The organism is Mangrovivirga halotolerans, assembly GCF_026241165.1.
Lineage (GTDB): Bacteria > Bacteroidota > Bacteroidia > Cytophagales > Cyclobacteriaceae > Mangrovivirga > Mangrovivirga halotolerans.
This window is the reverse complement of the sequence record NZ_JAPFQN010000003.1, coordinates 446040-462380: the sequence shown is the minus strand read 5'-3', so window position 1 is coordinate 462380 and position 16341 is coordinate 446040. Positions and strand designations below refer to the sequence as shown.

Below are 16341 nucleotides of genomic sequence, written 5' to 3'. Positions count from 1 at the left end.
TTTTAGAATAATGACACTTAACATAAAAGGAAAACTATTTGATTTATCCTCACCAATAGTAATGGGGATCATCAATCTTACCTCTGATTCATTTTATAAAGGGAGCAGGACAGATGAAAATTCCTTATTAGAAAAAGCAGGAAAAATGATTGATGAAGGAGCTAAAATCCTTGATTTAGGCGCATACAGTACACGACCCGGAGCTGCTGATATCCCTGTTGATCTAGAAATTCAAAGAATAGAATCCGCTGTAGCGATCCTTAAGAAACATTACCCCGATACAATTTTATCTGTTGACACTTTTCGCAGTGAGATTGCTGAAAGATCCCTGAAATTGGGAGCAGATATAATAAATGATGTTTCAGGAGGGGATGCTGATGAAAAAATGTGGGATGTCATAAAAGCGAAAAATGCCCCATATATCATTATGCATATGCGTGGTACACCTCAAACTATGACATCTCTTACAGACTATGAAAATGTCACAAAAGAGGTTTTCTATTCGCTTGCCGAGAAGGTAAAAAATCTCCGGGAATCGGGAGTTTCAGATTTAATTATAGACCCTGGATTTGGATTTGCAAAAACACTGGAACAAAATTATGAAATGCTCAAAAATTTGGCTTATTTTAAGGAAATTGGAGTTCCTTTACTCGTAGGCGTCTCCAGAAAATCCATGATACACAAGCCATTAGGAATAAATGCTGATTCGGCTCTTAACGGAACCACAGCAATAAATATGGTAGCATTGGAAAGAGGGGCAAAAATCCTAAGGGTACACGACGTCAAAGAGGCTGTCGAATGCGTTAAACTTTTTAACCTGATTAACACTTGAACTTATTGTTTAAAATCGGATTTCTGAACATTAGCTGGATAGATGTCATTGATATCTTCCTGGTAGCTGTTCTTATGTATCAGCTTTATAAGCTGATGAAGGGATCTGTTGCGGTTAGAGTGTTTTTAGGTTTCCTGTCTCTATACCTTATTTACCTGGTTGTACGAGCCTCAGGAATGGAATTACTTTCTTCTATTCTGGGAGAATTTATGGGAGTCGGAGTTCTTGCTGTTATTATTCTGTTTCAGCAAGAAATCAGAAAATTCCTTCTGATCATAGGCCGAAGCACGGCATTTAATCGGGAATCTTTTCTGGAATTACTGGGAATAAAAAACAAAAAGGAAGTATTCAGCCTGAATGTTTCTGCAGTAGTTGAAGCAGCTAAAACACTAGGTGGCTCTAATACAGGAGCGCTAATTGTTTTTTCAAGAAATTCTGAACTTAAATTCTATGCTGAATCAGGTGATATGATGGATGCTATCATATCCAAGAGGATCCTGCTGTCTATTTTCAACAAATTTAGTCCTTTGCACGATGGTGCTGTAATAATTTACAATGGAAGAGTAAAAGCAGCAAGGTGTATTTTGCCTGTCACTGAGCAAACCCTTCCAGCTCAATTTGGATTGCGGCACCGGGCAGCAATTGGAATGAGTGAAAATACCGATACTCTTGTTTTGATAATCTCAGAAGAAACAGGTCAGTTATCACTCGCACGAGGTGGTAAAATTGATCATAACCTTTCACCACAGGAAATAAGAAAGAGAATCAATGAATATTACCACACAGTTGAACCTTCACTTGATCAGGTAATAACAAAACAAGCCGAAGAGGATAAAAAGAAGAAAAAGAAGAAAAAAACAAAGGAATCATTAGAAGAAACATCATAAAAAAAGCCTTCGCAAAAACGAAGGCTTTTATATTTTAAATTAGTTTATTATTTAATCACTTCCAGATCCTTACCAATCTTAATGAAGGCATTAATTGCTTTGTCCAAATGTTCTTTTTCATGAACAGCAGAAACTTGTACTCTTATCCTCGCCTGTCCTTTTGGCACAACAGGATAATAAAACCCTATCACATAAATACCTTCATCCAGAAGTCTTTCTGCCATTTTTTGAGCTAATGGCGCATCATATAACATTATTGGCACAATTGGATGCTCTCCAGGTTTAATATCAAACCCTGCCTCAGTCATCTTTTCCCTGAAATATTTAGTATTATCTTCCAGCTTATCTCTTAACTCTGTTGTTTCGGTAAGCAGATCAAATACAGCTATTGAAGCACCAACAATTGCAGGAGCCAAAGTATTACTGAATAAATAAGGTCTTGACTTTTGACGAAGCATTTCAATTATTTCCTTTCGACCGGAAGTAAATCCTCCTAAAGCACCACCTAATGCTTTACCAAGAGTTCCCGTTATAATATCTACACGCCCCATGCAATCAGTATATTCATGAACTCCACGACCCGTTTTACCCATGAATCCTGTCGAGTGGCATTCATCGGACATTACCATTGCATCGTATTTTTCTGCCAGATCACAGATCTTGTCAAGCTGAGCAATAGTTCCATCCATTGAAAAGACCCCATCGGTCACAATGATCTTATGTCTGGCCCCCTGTTCAACTGCAGATTTAAGCTGCTTTTCCAGATCATCCATGTCATTGTGCTGGTATCTAAAGCGCATTGCTTTACACAATCTGACACCATCAATTATTGAGGCATGATTTAATGCATCAGAGATGATAGCATCTTCCTTACCGAGAATTGGTTCAAAGACACCACCATTTGCATCAAAAGCTGCAGCATATAAGATTGTATCTTCAGTTCCTAGAAATTCAGAGATCTTTCTTTCCAGTTCTTTATGAATATCTTGTGTTCCGCAAATAAATCTTACAGATGACATTCCGTATCCATGACTATCAAGTGTATTATGGGCTGCTTCAAGAATTCTAGGATGCGATGACAATCCCAGGTAATTATTTGCGCAAAAATTAATAACTTCTTTCCCCTGGTCTGTTTTTATTTCCGCACCCTGGGGTGTTGTTATAACTCTTTCAGTTTTATACAAGCCTGAGTCTTTCAACTCCTGAATTTGTTGCTGTAATTCTTCTTTCAATGAATCAAACATCGTTATCGTCTTTATTTGGTCTTTTAATTTTGGGTTTCTTCATTATCGGTCTTGGCATTTTTTTGCTTTTGACCTTTCCTTCATCAGTTTTTATATCTCCAGCCTGATCACCACTTTTTTCAGTTTTCTTTTTCATTACAGGCTTAACCATTTTAGCTTTTTTAGGATTTACTTTCTCAGTAGTATCTTTTTCCTTCTCGTCTGCTTCATTCCTTTCCGCAACTTTCTTTGGCTTTATAACCGGCCTGGGCTTTTGAGTCGCTTTAGGCTGAGTAGGTTGTTCTGTGCCATCTTTCTGCTTAGACTTCATTACAGGCCTAGGTCTGACAGCTTTTGGCTTAACAGCTTTCACATCTGTTGTATCAACCGATTCATCAGATTTCTTCACTTTAGGTTTAATGATAGCTTTTTTACCAACAACTTTAGCTGCCTTTGAAGGTTTTGCCACAGGCTTTTTAGGCTTTTCCGGTTTTGGAATTTCTCCCTCATATGGATGAGCCCGCCTGATCTTATTTATAATAAAAAGTTTTTGTCTGACAAAGCTGTTTGGATGGACATACCCATAAAGGATCTCCCATGAATGAAATAAACTGGGGTCAGCTTTTTTCAAACTTTCAGGGTCTATTCGCTTTGTTTTAAGGAATGAACTGAAATCCATATCACAAATATAACCGACTAAATTCAAAAGCGTAACAAGATTGCTTTTTATCTGACACCAGATACTTCTACATTCTTTAAAACATTATTGGCAACCATTTAGTCTAATAAGTTGTATTAGTTTTAAAACAATTTTTTTATGCTTGAAACAAAAGTAATTGCTCCGTTTTTTAAGGAAACTGACGTTTTTGACAGGGAAATAAATATTGATGACTACAAAGGGAAAAAAACGCTGATCGCTTTTTTCAGACATGCTGGATGCCCATTTTGCAATCTCAGAGTTCATACATTAACAAAGTTGCATGAAGAAATTAATGATTCGGATTTTAAAATGATCTTTTTCTTCGAATCGAAAAGAAGTGTTATTGAAAGGAGTACTTTTCACCAGGGCGTTTCACCTATTCCAATTATTTCCGATCCTGAAAAGATCATTTATGGAAAATACGGTTTGGAGCCTTCAGGAAAAAATTCTGCCATCAGTCATATTACATCATTTGTTCAGACGGCATTTAAAGCGAAGATTAAAAATTTACCTATGGGCATGCCCACTGCAGGGGAATCTTTAAGCACAATGCCTGCTGAATTTCTCGTTGATAAAAACCTGACATTGCAGCATGTGCATTATTCTCAAAGATTGAATGATAGAATGAAACTGGATCATATACGAGATTTTATTTCAGGTAAATCTTAAAATGCGAATAGTGATTTTGCTTAATTGAGAAAAAGGAGAATTTCCCTTCATTATTTCAAGAGTCAAAAATTTAATAACAAGCAATATTTCAGTCATTGAATACAAAATCTTTAACATGAAGTTTTTTTAGCGACTCATTATTAATAATTTCGCAAAAAAAATTGCTTCAATGACTAAGATTTTGGTAATCGGATCCCTGGGACAACTTGGCACAGAACTAGTAATGGGATTGCAGGAAGAATACGGTAGAGATAATGTTATTGCATCTGATCTGAAACCGTCCTCTGAAGTGGATGGAGATTTTATCTATGAACAATTGGACGTGATGGACAAGGAAAGATTGATCAGTCTGGTTGAAAAATACAGAGTCAATCACATATATCATCTTGCTGCCATCTTAAGTGCCAAAGGTGAGAAAGATCCTCAATGGGCATGGGACTTGAATATGGGGAGCCTTTTTAATGTCCTTGATCTAGCCAAAAACATTGATCATGTTAACAGAATTTACTGGCCAAGCTCTATCGCAGTCTTTGGACCCGATACTCCTAAAGTAAACACCCCACAACTTACCGTTACCAATCCGACAACAGTCTATGGTATCAGTAAACTGGCTGGTGAACAGTGGTGTCAATATTATTTTGAGAAATATGGTGTGGATGTGAGAAGCATTAGATACCCTGGACTGATTGGTTATAAATCATTGCCCGGAGGTGGTACTACAGATTATGCAGTTGACATTTATTATAAAGCTCTGGCTGAGGAAAAATTCGAGTGTTTTCTCGATAAAGACAGTGCCTTACCTATGATGTATATGCCAGACGCTGTCAGGGCGACAATCGAACTTATGAAAGTGGAACCTTCAAGAGTGAAAGTCAGAAGCAGCTATAACCTTTCAGCAATTTCATTCACTCCTGAAAAAATATTTGAAAGCATTAAAAAGTTTAAACCGGATTTTGAAATTGAATACAAGCCCGATTTCAGACAGGAAATTGCTGAGAGCTGGCCAGACAGCATTGATGATTCTTGCGCAAGAAATGACTGGGGATGGAAACCTGAATATGATTTAGATGGAATGACAGAAGATATCCTGAAAAATCTGGAAATTTTACTCGATTCAAAAAAATAATCAGAACCTTATTAACAAACTAATCGTATATATAAGTACTTAAACAGTGCAAATAGTTGGTATTAGCCCTGACGAAGCATAGCTTGTCAGGGTTTCTTTTTTAAATGTGATTTAGTTTATTAAAAATAAAAAAAGGCACCCTTTTAAGGATGCCCCATTTTGCTTTAAAATTTTGATATTATAAATTATTTGGTCATCGCCATCAGCAAATCATGCTGAGTTATTATATGAACTTCATCATTATTATCTCTCACTAAAATGGCTTTATGTTCCTCATCAATTAAAGAAGAAAGAACATCCAAAGTATTATTAGCTGAAACAAACTGGAATGGATCATCCATAATCTCCGAAACTGGCTCTCCTTTTATATCAGGATTATCAATTAATTTTCGAAGAACTTTCGAGTCTGTCAGAGAACCTACAAATTCATCTCCATCAGTAACAGGAATTTGAGAAATCCCCTTTTCATTTAACAGGCTGACTGCATCAATAACTTTAGTATTTTTATCAAGAGTCACCAATTTGCCATTCGTTTCCTGCTTGCTTATAATATCTTCAGCTGTGGCATAACTTCGGGCTTCGATAAAACCATGATCTTTCATCCAGTCATCATTGTAAACCTTTCCGAGATAACGAGTACCATGGTCAGGTAATATCACGACCATCACATCATCCTCTTCAAGGTTATCTTTTGCCCAATCCAAAGCACCCTTCACTGCTGCACCACAAGACCAGCCAACAAATAACCCTTCCTCCCGGGCTAATCTCCTGGTCATTATTGCAGCATCTTTATCAGTTACTTTTACAAAGTGATCGATAAGACTGAAATCTACATTCTTAGGCAAAATATCTTCGCCGATACCTTCTGTCAGATAAGGATAAATCTCTTTTTCATCAAACTCACCTGTTTCTTTATATTTTTTAAAAACAGAACCATAGCTATCGATACCAACAGTTACTATATCGGAATTCTGTTCTTTCAAATATTTTGCTGTTCCACACATAGAACCTCCGGTTCCTACGCCTGCCGCATAGTGTGTGATTTTTCCATCTGTATCTCTCCAGATTTCAGGACCTGTAGTTTCATAATGGGCAACCGCATTTGATAAATTATCATACTGATTAGGGAAAAATGAATTTGGAATATCTTCATTCATTTTTCTTGCTACCGAGTAATATGATCTAGGATCATCCGGACCAACATTGGTAGGACAAACAATCACCTCAGCACCCATTGCCCTTAAAATATCTATCTTCTCTTTAGATTGTTTATCGGCCAGAGTAAAAATACATTTATAGCCTTTTGCAATTGCTCCCAGGGCTAATCCCATTCCTGTATTCCCTGATGTACATTCGATGATCGTTCCTCCGGGCTTTAAACGTCCGTCTTTTTCGGCATCTTCAATCATCTTTAATGCCATTCTATCCTTCATCGAATTACCAGGATTAAAGTACTCAACCTTAACAGCCACAGTACCTTTAACTCCTTCAGCAACTTTATTAAGTTTAATTAGCGGGGTATCCCCTATCGTGTCTATAATTGAATTGTAAATCATTGTCTTATGGATATTTGCGCAAAATTATATAATCCTGCAACAACCAGCACATTGATTGAAGCTTTTTACTAATTATACGTAAACCAGGTAATTTTTATCGTTAATATTAACTCTAATCCATCTCCGATAGCACTTCAGGAACAAATTCCTCCATTAAAGAAATCAACTTTTCCACATGTTTCTCATTCACATTAGTCTGACCGATTACCACACGTATCGCAAATTTATTTTTCAACCTGGTATGCGTCAGAAAAAATTGGCCAGAGTTGTTAATTTTTTGCATCAATAACCTGGAAGCATTATCAGCCTGCTCATCACTCCATCCTAATTTGATCACCCTGAAACAGATCAGGTTTGCAACTACAGGAGCTAATATTTCATAATGACCAACTCGGGCAATATAATTTTTAAACTTATCAGCCATTTTAATATGCCCTGAAATCATCTTCTTTATTCCAGCAAGACCAAAGCTTCTCAATACAAACCAAAGCTTTAATGCCCTGAACCTTCTCCCCAATTGAATTCCCCAGTCTCTGTAATTTTTAACCTGTTTATCAATATCTGTCTTAAGATATTCAGGCATAACAGAAAAAGTCTTTTGAAGTAATTCTGTATCCTTGACGAAATATGCAGAGCAATCAAAATTGACCATCATCCATTTGTGAGGATTAAAAACAAAACTATCTGCATTCTCAATCCCATCTATTAAATAGCGATACTCTTCTAATATCAGGGCTGTCCCTAAATAAGCTGCATCAACGTGGTGCCAGATATCGTAATCTTTAGCCAATTTCCCGATTGCATCTATGGGGTCACAAGCAGTCGAGCTAGTCGTGCCAAGAGCCGATACAATGCACAAAGGTTTATATCCAGACCTGAGATCTTCTTCGATGGCCTGCCTTAAAGCTTCAGGATCCATCGAAAAATCATCATTCACTGGCACCCTGACTAAATTATCCTCTCCTAGACCCGCTATTCTAACAGCTTTATCAATACTACTATGAACCTGGTCTGATGAATATACTCTGAATTTTTCCCTTCCTGTAAAACCACTTTTACTAACTCCAAAATGAGAGAATTTCTCTCTAGCTGTCAAAATCGCAACTAAGGTAGCTGTTGAAGCAGTATCCTGAATCACTCCAGTAAAAGAATCAGGTAAACCTATTGCTTTTCGTAACCATTCCATCATGCGGTCTTCTAATTCTTCAGCCGCCGGAGAGGTAAGCCAAATCATACATTGTGCGCCCATTCCCGCAGTAACCATTTCAGCTAAAATGGACGGAAAACTATTGTTTGCAGGAAAATACGCCATAAATCCTGGATGCTGCCAATGAGTCATGCCAGGAAGGATGTTTTCTTTAAAATCATTAAATATCTGATCAAAAGATTCAGGTTCTTCTGGATAATCGGAAGGAATTTTATCTTTTATTAACCCGGGAGTGATATCCGGTTTTACAGGCAGAGATTCTAAATCTTTGAAATAGTCAGCTATCCAATCGACCATTTCATATCCTCTTTTCCTAAATTCTTCAGGATCGTGCATGTTCGTATTATCTTAATTGAAAAGTTAATTTAATCATTAAACATTTAAGTGATAAGCAATACTGCAAAGAGAAAAAAATAATTAGAATAACTAATTTTAATATTAGAAAAATACCATTATATTAGTGTAATTGCATTTAAAATACTAATCCCAGATATGCCGTCAAATCAACAGAACCCAAAAATAAAAGCCTCCTCCTTGAGTGAAAGTTTTAGTGACGGAGACTTATACAGAGAAATAAACAAATCACAATATGATAATGCATTGCTTTTGGGTTTACCCGCGATGCTTCTTCATTACCCAAACATTCTAATGAATAAGGAAGTTGAGAATATTTTCGATAGTGGGACTGTTGAAAACTATAATCAATTTTGTGACTTTTTAGAAGACATTGACAGTATTGGATTTAGAAATCTCTATGGTGGAGAAATAGACGACAGCGACGAGATGACTGCATATGATTATAGCTGCTCTATAATGTATACTCTTTGGGCATATGATAATAAAATTATTGATGGAAGAGAAAATAAAATCCTTTCCTGTGATTATGGTTATAAGCTTAGGAAAAAATATAACGCCACTGAAAAATTTATAGAGGATTTTTGTCTGATCGCATTGATATCGGGCTATAGTAAAGAAACAGTCTCATCTCTTAAAAATAAATTATTGAACCCTACTAATGGAATGTTGAAAGATTTCAATTTGAAAAGAATAAAATTTACGCAAATACTATCTTAACAGATTATATATCCCACATTTAAAAGCTTTATCTATAATTAAATGTAAAAGCCGATGCTTCACATCGGCTTTTACATTTAATTGTTTTAGTATTATTTTAGTATCCCATCGGGCACTGGCATAACCTTACTATCCTTAAATGTAGATAAAATTACCATTGACTGAAGATTATCCACAACTTTAATTGCGGAGACCCTTTCCAGCATTAATTGTTGGTAAGCAGCTATATCCCCAGTGATAATCTTAAGAATAAAATCACCAGAACCTGTAATATGGTGACATTCGATTACTTCATCAATCTTGTTTATTTCTTCAATGAATATCTCTATGATATCCTTGTTATGCCCTGTCAAACTTACTAATACGAAAGTATTAACTCCCAACCCAATTTTAGAAGGATTGAGTTGAGCATGATAGGAATGAATAACCCCTGACTGTTCAAGTTTTTTAACACGCTCTAATGTAGGGGCTGGAGATAATCCTATTTCTTTAGATAATTGACTATTAGTAATCTTGGCATTTGCCTGAAGAATTTCGAGGATTTTTCGATCAATCTTGTCTAGCTTAACTGGAATACTCATTTAACTCTCTATTTATTACCAAATATTTGGCAAATATATAAATAATAAGGGAAGCAAACGAATTTATTTTTACTGAATTAATAAATAATAAAATAAAATTAGGCAAGCAAAAAGATGAGCAAGAACACCAACACCCTCAATAATCAGCATATCAACAAATTACTGTTTAATAAACTTTATGCTATTGGAGGTTCCCCTAAACCTGACATTAACAGGATATACACCCGGAGATAAATCGTCAGCCTTAAAAGGAATATTATTTAGCCCTTTATTTAACATGAATTCTTGTTCTAATAACTTACTTCCCTTCGAATCAAAAACTATAATGTGTGCTATGCCAGCCTCTGGAGAAGTTAACTGTAAATAAGAATCTGATTGAGAGGGATTCTTTGTAAAACCAATCTCACCTAACCCTTTATTAAAGGTTATGCAATTAGTATTATCATAGATATAGACATCTCTCTCTATTTCATCAAAACTTAATTCAGCACAAATATTCGTTATGGTTGATAGTTCAAAATCAAATGGGACTTTATAGTGAATGGTCCTATCAAATGGCATTCTTTTTTCTAAAGGGTAAGTAAAAACCTCCCCATTTGATAATTCTACCTTAACGCCAAGCTCATTTGCTGGAATATTACCATTATTTGTGATTTCGATTTCAAGAAATTTACCCACATCTTCTGTAATTAAATCAAGAGAATTGATTTTCAAATCAACCACCGGATTAACAGCTTTAATATTTAAAACAGAAGATGAAGAGCAGCTATCCTTTGAGAAACCAGTTAATTCTACTGTATAATCACCTCTGAACTCATACAAATAAGTTGGTTCAAATTTATTTGATAAAACTTTATTATCACCTTCCAGATCCCATAGAAAAGTTTCAGCAAATTTACTTTCATTGGTAAAATCAACCAGAAACGGAACACCTCCCTCAGTATTATTAACTGTAAAGCTAACTTCAGGAAGTTTATTAATATCAATTTCTTTTGATAGGGTATCAGTACAGCCATTAGTTGCGGTGACAACATGCTTCAAAGAATGAATTCCATCCCTGGAAAAAACCCAGGAGGCCTTCTCTCCTGACAAGGTTATATTATCATTGATAATCCATTCATACCCTACTGTATTACTGGTATTTGAATTAAATAATGTTTGCTCCCCTTCGCATGGATTTTCTACGCTAAATTGTGCAGTTGGAGATTGTTTTATTGAAAATACCCTAACTGTATCTTCAGAACAAAGGTTTTCAGCTATCACATTTAGTTTTACAGAATATTCACCAGTATTGGCAAAATATTTCTGAACATTCTTTCTTAGATACTCATTCCCATCAATAGTCCACAACCAATTCTTAATAGCTTGAGAGTTGTTTTGCTCATCATATAAAAAGCTCACATAATTATCTGAACATGCATTTTCGATAATAAAATCTACGGAGGGAGATTGATTAATTGTAATAGATTTAACTATACTCGATTCACAACCAAATTCAGACCTAACTTTTAATCTCACATCATAATTTCCTGCTGTTTCAAATTCTATTTCAGGATTTTGCAGGCTTGATTTTTCCTGACCATTGACAAACCATTGCCAGGAATTCAGTTGATCTCCGGTAATAGTAGACATATTCCTGAATTTAACAGGCATATTATCACATGCCAGAGAAGTTGAAAAATCAGGATTGGGAATATCGTAAATTTTTAAGGTATCAATTTTAGAGCTCTGGCAATTGCTATCATTTATCAGTGTCAAGGTCACCGGATAAGATCCGTTTTCTTCGTAAAATATTTCCGGACTAACAGCTGTAGATTGTGTTCCATTACCAAAATCCCATTGTCTGCTGATAATATTTGAACCTGTTGAGAGATCATTAAAAGAAACAAACGAATTTTCACAGGCTTCTTTAAAAGAAAAATCCGGGTTCGGCCCCGCTTTAACTTCAATTTGCTTTGAAATAGAATCGTAACATCCGGGAATATTTGTCTGTAATGAAATTGAATATGTTCCCGGCAAGTCTAGTCTCTCAGCGTAATCGATATTATTTGATACCAGACTTTCATTCAGGTACCAAGAATATGTGGCATAATCTTGAGCACCTTTTAAATCAGATTGATTTTCAAAATACAAATCAGTATTAGAGCAAACTACACTTTGTTCATTTGAAAAATCAGCTACCGGTTCCTGAAAAATCGAAATTGTGTCGAAAGCAATATTTCCACACCCAGTATTAGAATCTGTTACCTGGAGCATTACTGGATACGATCCATCAGAAACATACTGATGAGAAACCGTTTGTCCGGTAGCAGAGTTCCCGTCGCCAAATTGCCAGTACCAGGAATTGACAGATCCTTCAGAGGAAGCCGAAAGCTGTAATTCAGAATTCTCACAATAAACAGAATCGGTATCTAATGTAACTATTGGAGCCTTAGTATCGACCACTGTCACCTCTTTTGTCAGAGAAGATTTATTACCTAATGAATCAGTTACAGTTAATGTTACCGGATACGTACCGGGTTGGTTATATGATATTACTGGGTTTCTTTCAGTAGTTGAAGAAGGAGATTGAAAGCATTGGTTTTGGAATTGAAAGGAGTAGAAACCACGCGAGTACTGTACATTATCATTAGAAAACCCCATTAAATTCTCATTGATTCTTTCAATATCAAAAGAAAAAACATTTTCAGAAATCCGACCCAGATTTTTATAATCCAAAATTGCAGCTCCTATATTGGACCCAAAATCAAATCGATGAAAATCACCTCTAAATGATTGAATAAAGGCGTAATATTTCCCTTTGTTTTCTACTAACTTTACCTGAGCAGGATCTGTAATCCCATAATTATTAAGTTCGTAAGCGTTTTGGAAAGAAAGCTCATTACCCAGATCTATTAGTTTAATACTTGATTCATTCCTACTAGAAACAATTGCGAAATAATTATCACAATCTTTTATAAGATCAAGACCATTTATTTTAGAGATTCCATCAACCAGAAATGATGAAATAATCGGAATATTTGAAGTGCTACTCCCAAAATTAAGAATATATATCTTAGGTTCTCTATAGGAAGATATCAAGCCAATATAATTACCATTTATATTTTTAAAAACTACTTCCTCAGTATTAACTTCAAGACCTTGCAAATTAAGAGTGTCTACTTTAACATATGAAAGATTAGATAAGTCTTCTCCAAGGTGAATTAAAAAAGGGTATTTATTATTGAGATTAGCCATTAGCACTTTCCATTTACCATTATCCTTAACGGCTTCAAAATCCATTGGATAGGAAAATGTTCCAGCAGGAGCCTGTAATGATTGAATATTTGAGATTCCGGTTAATTCACTATTTATATCAGAAATCTGAAAAAGATCATCCCTTTTTGTTCGTCTTATTGTTAACGCACGAGGTGTATCATCATTTATAATATCAACATAAGGTGCATTTCTATACGCATAACTGCTAGACATATTAACTATTTCACCAGGGGCACTATCCAGAGGATTGGAACAAAAGTTCCAATTATTAAAAGTATTTTGTGAAAGGGATGGAGCTAATATTATATTACTTCCGGAACAGATTTCATCAGGCAAAGCAAAATCCACATCCTGACACTGAGCTAAAATTTTCACTAAACCCAACGAATAAATTATTCCCAATATCAATATTTTACTTACAGCATTCATATTTCAAACAATGACGGAGCATTTTTTAAGGATCTATAGTTAATACCTTTCGCTCTAATCATTGATCTATCTAATTTCTTTAATTCAATTACTTTTTTTATATCTACTTTCTCTAAATCTTGAAAAACAATTCCTAAATCGTTTTCTTCAATAACGAGAGAATCATCTGAAATCCCTTCTGGAATTATTACAGGAAGACCACAACTAAGATATTCCCCTGTTTTTATAGGTGAAGAATATCTTCTAGAAGGTATAGGTCTAATTCCACAAAAGGCTATATCTGAAGCTGATAAATAATCCGGAACATTATCCTTTTTCACAAATCCAGTATGCATTCTGTTATCTGGAATCCTAAATTCATTTCTTAAATTATTTATTGAGGATTCTGATTCATTAGTCATCAACAATAGATAAAAATTTTCATCCATTAAAAGACATCTACTAAAGAATTTAAATATTTCCTCTTTCATATACATACCTCCAAGCTTGCCCAGGTAAACGATAACAATATCATTTTCGACAATTCCTAATTTTTCACGGATGATCTCCCTTGCCTTACTATTAAAATTATAAAAATCAGTATCAATGCACGAGGGTATAACTTGTATAGGGGTTTTAATATAATGACGAAGAATTTCCTTATAATTCTCAGTTCCGGTTATCAGTTTATCCGCTCCCTTCCCTACAACCTTCTCCATCCGTTTATTCAGTTTATATTCCCAGCTTTTTTTTGACCAGACACCTGCGTCGAGCATATAATCAGCATGGGGTTCAAAAGTATGGATTACATGTTTTGTAAATGATAATTTCGATATGTAGTGACCAACAATACAACCAGGGAAGCCTTCACTGTATACTATCGAACAATTATATTTATAAATGAGGTATAAAGAATATAAGAGCCCAATTGTAAAATCATAAATCTTTTTAAATAACTTAAACCTCCCACTATGCCATGCTTTAGCTTTCCAGGTAATATTATTTTGAGATAAAAACTTTTCAATTTCTATCTTTTCATTATTCTTGATTTCCCATTCTTTTTGCTCCCAGGTGAGAAGAATGAAATTATAATTATCGGATTCTTTTAATAAGTAAGGCAGTACTGCACTTTGAAAGACAGGATCTTTATAACTATAGTAAGCAAAAACAAAAATAGTTTTTAGGGGATTCATTTAATCACTACAGAAAAAGCATTTAAAAGCTGTAATTTACGCAAATAAGCTAAAAACATTGCTCTACGATATCGGTAATTATAGATTTTAAGATCTTCAGGGGAAACTTCCGGCCAATTTTTAATCTCATTATAAACAAAACGATAACCATGCTCAAGCCCCTCTAAATTTGACATGGCAGACTTTGGAGAAGTTCGGTAAAAGAATATTTTTTCATCCGTAAAATCGTATAACCCTCCATTTTTTGATAATTCCATAAAAAATAATAAATCTTCGCTATGTGTGAGTTCCGAATTAAACTCATATGTATGATTAGGATCTCGTTTTATCAACCAGGTTTGCCCAAAAAAACAACTGCCAGTTAACTGAACCAATTCTTTAAATGGATTCCCTCTAAAACTAGGATTAAATTGATCTATTTCATTTAAGTTCAAATCCGTCTTAATCCCTACTCCATCAACAAAAGCCAGATCAGGATTCTCTTTAAAGATCTTCAACCGAGACGCAAGGCTGTTTGGTGTAAATACATCATCCGCATCTAAAAAACAAAAATAATCACCAGACATTACCTTTAAACCAACATTTCTTGCAGAGGCAACACCTCTATTACTTTGTTCAAAATATTTAATTCTTGGATCAATAAAAGACAAAGCAATTTCTTTAGACCTATCTGTAGATCCATCATTAACAAGAATAAGCTCCCAATTATCATATTCCTGATTAAGGACTGATTGAATTGATTCTAAAAGAAATTTTTCTGAGTTATAAAAAGGGGTGATTATTGAAACAAGCATTATTTCAAATTCCAGAATTTAATAAGATCTTGACCAACTAATTTTGATAAATCATCAACATCTTTATATAATAATGGCTTAATTTTAGATAAAGTTTCTTCAGATATAATTTCAGATTTATAATCAGTCCTATAAAGAAGCAAATCATTTAAAAACGACTTATTTATAAAATCCCTTAACTCATCCGGAAAAGTTTTTTTATAAAATTTTTTAATGACTTCGGGAAAAAACCGTCGAACATCTACCTTCCTCGAATCTAAGGAAGATTCATTAGATTTAAAATTAAACATTAATTCATCCTTTAATTCTGACACACCAAGAAAACGAAAAATACTATTTAAAGTATCTAACCTATTATTTACTAAATCTTCAAATAAAACAATTTCAATTTGATCTTGGGGAAAATACTCAAGGTATTTCGAAATCTGAAAAAAATACATGCTAGTCATTAAGTAATGATTATTTTCTTCAAGTAAAAAATTGTTTAGCCCATTTCTTGGTTCTTTCCCATGCTTCTGTTGTTCTCTATAATGAGATAAAATCCTTTTAATCGGGTTTCTTACTAAATAAACAATCTTTACTTTTGGTATTTCTCTCTTTAATAACTGGGGTATATTTTGATATTTTGATAAATGAAGTTTTGTGTAGTTTTGGGGTGTTACTCCAACAATTTTTTTATCAGAAATAAAGTGTGAATAATCATAAGGTTTTTCATCGAGAAAGTGAATTTCCTTAGGTGAAGAAGTAAAAACTTCTGGGTGAAAACCTAAATAATTATGTAAACTGGTCGTCCCCGCCTTCATAGCGCCTACTATCAAAAAATCCGGCTTTCG

General features: G+C 34.6%; 14 protein-coding genes. 5 read left to right on the top strand and 9 right to left on the bottom strand.

All coding sequences use genetic code 11. From position 1 onward, the window contains the following. Positions 1–10 precede the first annotated feature (10 nt). Together folP and cdaA are read left to right on the top strand one after the other, a co-directional pair. Positions 11–832, top strand: coding sequence for a dihydropteroate synthase (gene folP, locus OO013_RS06010; RefSeq protein WP_266055791.1), 822 nt, complete (start codon positions 11–13; stop codon positions 830–832). Further along, positions 829–1719 (top strand): diadenylate cyclase CdaA, encoded by an 891-nt coding sequence (gene cdaA, locus OO013_RS06005; protein WP_266055790.1) that lies wholly within the window; start codon positions 829–831, stop codon positions 1717–1719. Before folP ends, cdaA begins: the two co-directional genes overlap by 4 nt. A 47-nt stretch (positions 1720–1766) precedes the next feature. On the opposite strand, the gene kbl is transcribed toward cdaA, so the two are convergent. Next, positions 1767–2963 carry a glycine C-acetyltransferase gene (gene kbl, locus OO013_RS06000; protein ID WP_266055788.1) on the bottom strand — a complete coding sequence of 399 codons (1197 nt, stop codon included), beginning with the start codon at positions 2961–2963 and terminating at the stop codon, positions 1767–1769. Then, positions 2956–3621 (bottom strand): hypothetical protein, encoded by a 666-nt coding sequence (locus OO013_RS05995; protein WP_266055787.1) that lies wholly within the window; start codon positions 3619–3621, stop codon positions 2956–2958. The genes kbl and OO013_RS05995 overlap by 8 nt, the downstream gene beginning before the upstream one ends. A 138-nt stretch (positions 3622–3759) precedes the next feature. Between OO013_RS05995 and OO013_RS05990 the strand changes: the two genes are divergently transcribed. Beyond that, positions 3760–4311, top strand: a complete 552-nt coding sequence (locus OO013_RS05990; protein ID WP_266055786.1) for a redoxin domain-containing protein — start codon at positions 3760–3762, stop codon at positions 4309–4311. Between the two features lie 169 nt (positions 4312–4480). Then, complete coding sequence (locus OO013_RS05985; protein ID WP_266055785.1) at positions 4481–5437, top strand: NAD-dependent epimerase/dehydratase family protein; 957 nt, start codon at positions 4481–4483, stop codon at positions 5435–5437. 185 nt (positions 5438–5622) lie between these two features. Here the strand turns inward: OO013_RS05985 and OO013_RS05980 are convergent, their stop codons facing one another. Continuing rightward, positions 5623–6993: a cystathionine beta-synthase gene (locus tag OO013_RS05980; RefSeq protein ID WP_266055784.1), complete on the bottom strand. Its 1371-nt coding sequence runs from the start codon at positions 6991–6993 to the stop codon at positions 5623–5625. A 112-nt stretch (positions 6994–7105) separates the two neighbouring features. Further along, positions 7106–8536 (bottom strand): pyridoxal phosphate-dependent decarboxylase family protein, encoded by a 1431-nt coding sequence (locus OO013_RS05975; protein ID WP_266055783.1) that lies wholly within the window; start codon positions 8534–8536, stop codon positions 7106–7108. Between the two features lie 198 nt (positions 8537–8734). Here OO013_RS05975 and OO013_RS05970 point away from each other — a divergent pair, with 198 nt between their 5' ends. Next, entirely contained in the window at positions 8735–9274 is a 540-nt protein-coding gene (locus tag OO013_RS05970) for a hypothetical protein (protein ID WP_266055782.1), read from the top strand. A 92-nt stretch (positions 9275–9366) separates the two neighbouring features. Here the strand turns inward: OO013_RS05970 and OO013_RS05965 are convergent, their stop codons facing one another. From OO013_RS05965 to OO013_RS05945, 5 genes are all read right to left on the bottom strand, one after another. Continuing rightward, on the bottom strand, positions 9367–9855 hold the full coding sequence (locus OO013_RS05965; RefSeq protein ID WP_137092073.1) for an Lrp/AsnC family transcriptional regulator: 489 nt from the start codon (positions 9853–9855) through the stop codon (positions 9367–9369). Between the two features lie 159 nt (positions 9856–10014). Further along, complete coding sequence (locus OO013_RS05960; RefSeq protein ID WP_266055781.1) at positions 10015–13488, bottom strand: PKD domain-containing protein; 3474 nt, start codon at positions 13486–13488, stop codon at positions 10015–10017. Between the two features lie 50 nt (positions 13489–13538). Further along, a complete protein-coding gene (locus OO013_RS05955) occupies positions 13539–14714 on the bottom strand; it encodes a glycosyltransferase (protein WP_266055780.1) in 1176 nt (391 codons plus the stop codon). Further along, positions 14711–15508 (bottom strand): glycosyltransferase family 2 protein, encoded by a 798-nt coding sequence (locus tag OO013_RS05950; protein ID WP_266055779.1) that lies wholly within the window; start codon positions 15506–15508, stop codon positions 14711–14713. Before OO013_RS05950 ends, OO013_RS05955 begins: the two co-directional genes overlap by 4 nt. Further along, the gene (locus OO013_RS05945; protein ID WP_266055778.1) at positions 15508–16326 is read right to left on the bottom strand and encodes a sulfotransferase family protein; all 819 of its coding nucleotides are present in this window, start codon (positions 16324–16326) and stop codon (positions 15508–15510) included. The genes OO013_RS05950 and OO013_RS05945 overlap by 1 nt, the downstream gene beginning before the upstream one ends. Positions 16327–16341 lie beyond the last annotated feature (15 nt).

Excerpts from the sequence above, each read along its gene's own strand:
- folP (WP_266055791.1), top strand. The coding sequence starts at position 11 with ATGACACTTAACATAAAAGGAAAACTATTTGATTTATCCTCACCAATA.
- kbl (WP_266055788.1), bottom strand. The coding sequence starts at position 2,963 with ATGTTTGATTCATTGAAAGAAGAATTACAGCAACAAATTCAGGAGTTG.
- OO013_RS05995 (WP_266055787.1), bottom strand. The coding sequence starts at position 3,621 with ATGGATTTCAGTTCATTCCTTAAAACAAAGCGAATAGACCCTGAAAGT.
- OO013_RS05990 (WP_266055786.1), top strand. The coding sequence starts at position 3,760 with ATGCTTGAAACAAAAGTAATTGCTCCGTTTTTTAAGGAAACTGACGTT.
- OO013_RS05985 (WP_266055785.1), top strand. The coding sequence starts at position 4,481 with ATGACTAAGATTTTGGTAATCGGATCCCTGGGACAACTTGGCACAGAA.
- OO013_RS05980 (WP_266055784.1), bottom strand. The coding sequence starts at position 6,993 with ATGATTTACAATTCAATTATAGACACGATAGGGGATACCCCGCTAATT.
- OO013_RS05975 (WP_266055783.1), bottom strand. The coding sequence starts at position 8,536 with ATGCACGATCCTGAAGAATTTAGGAAAAGAGGATATGAAATGGTCGAT.
- OO013_RS05965 (WP_137092073.1), bottom strand. The coding sequence starts at position 9,855 with ATGAGTATTCCAGTTAAGCTAGACAAGATTGATCGAAAAATCCTCGAA.
- OO013_RS05955 (WP_266055780.1), bottom strand. The coding sequence starts at position 14,714 with ATGAATCCCCTAAAAACTATTTTTGTTTTTGCTTACTATAGTTATAAA.
- OO013_RS05950 (WP_266055779.1), bottom strand. The coding sequence starts at position 15,508 with ATGCTTGTTTCAATAATCACCCCTTTTTATAACTCAGAAAAATTTCTT.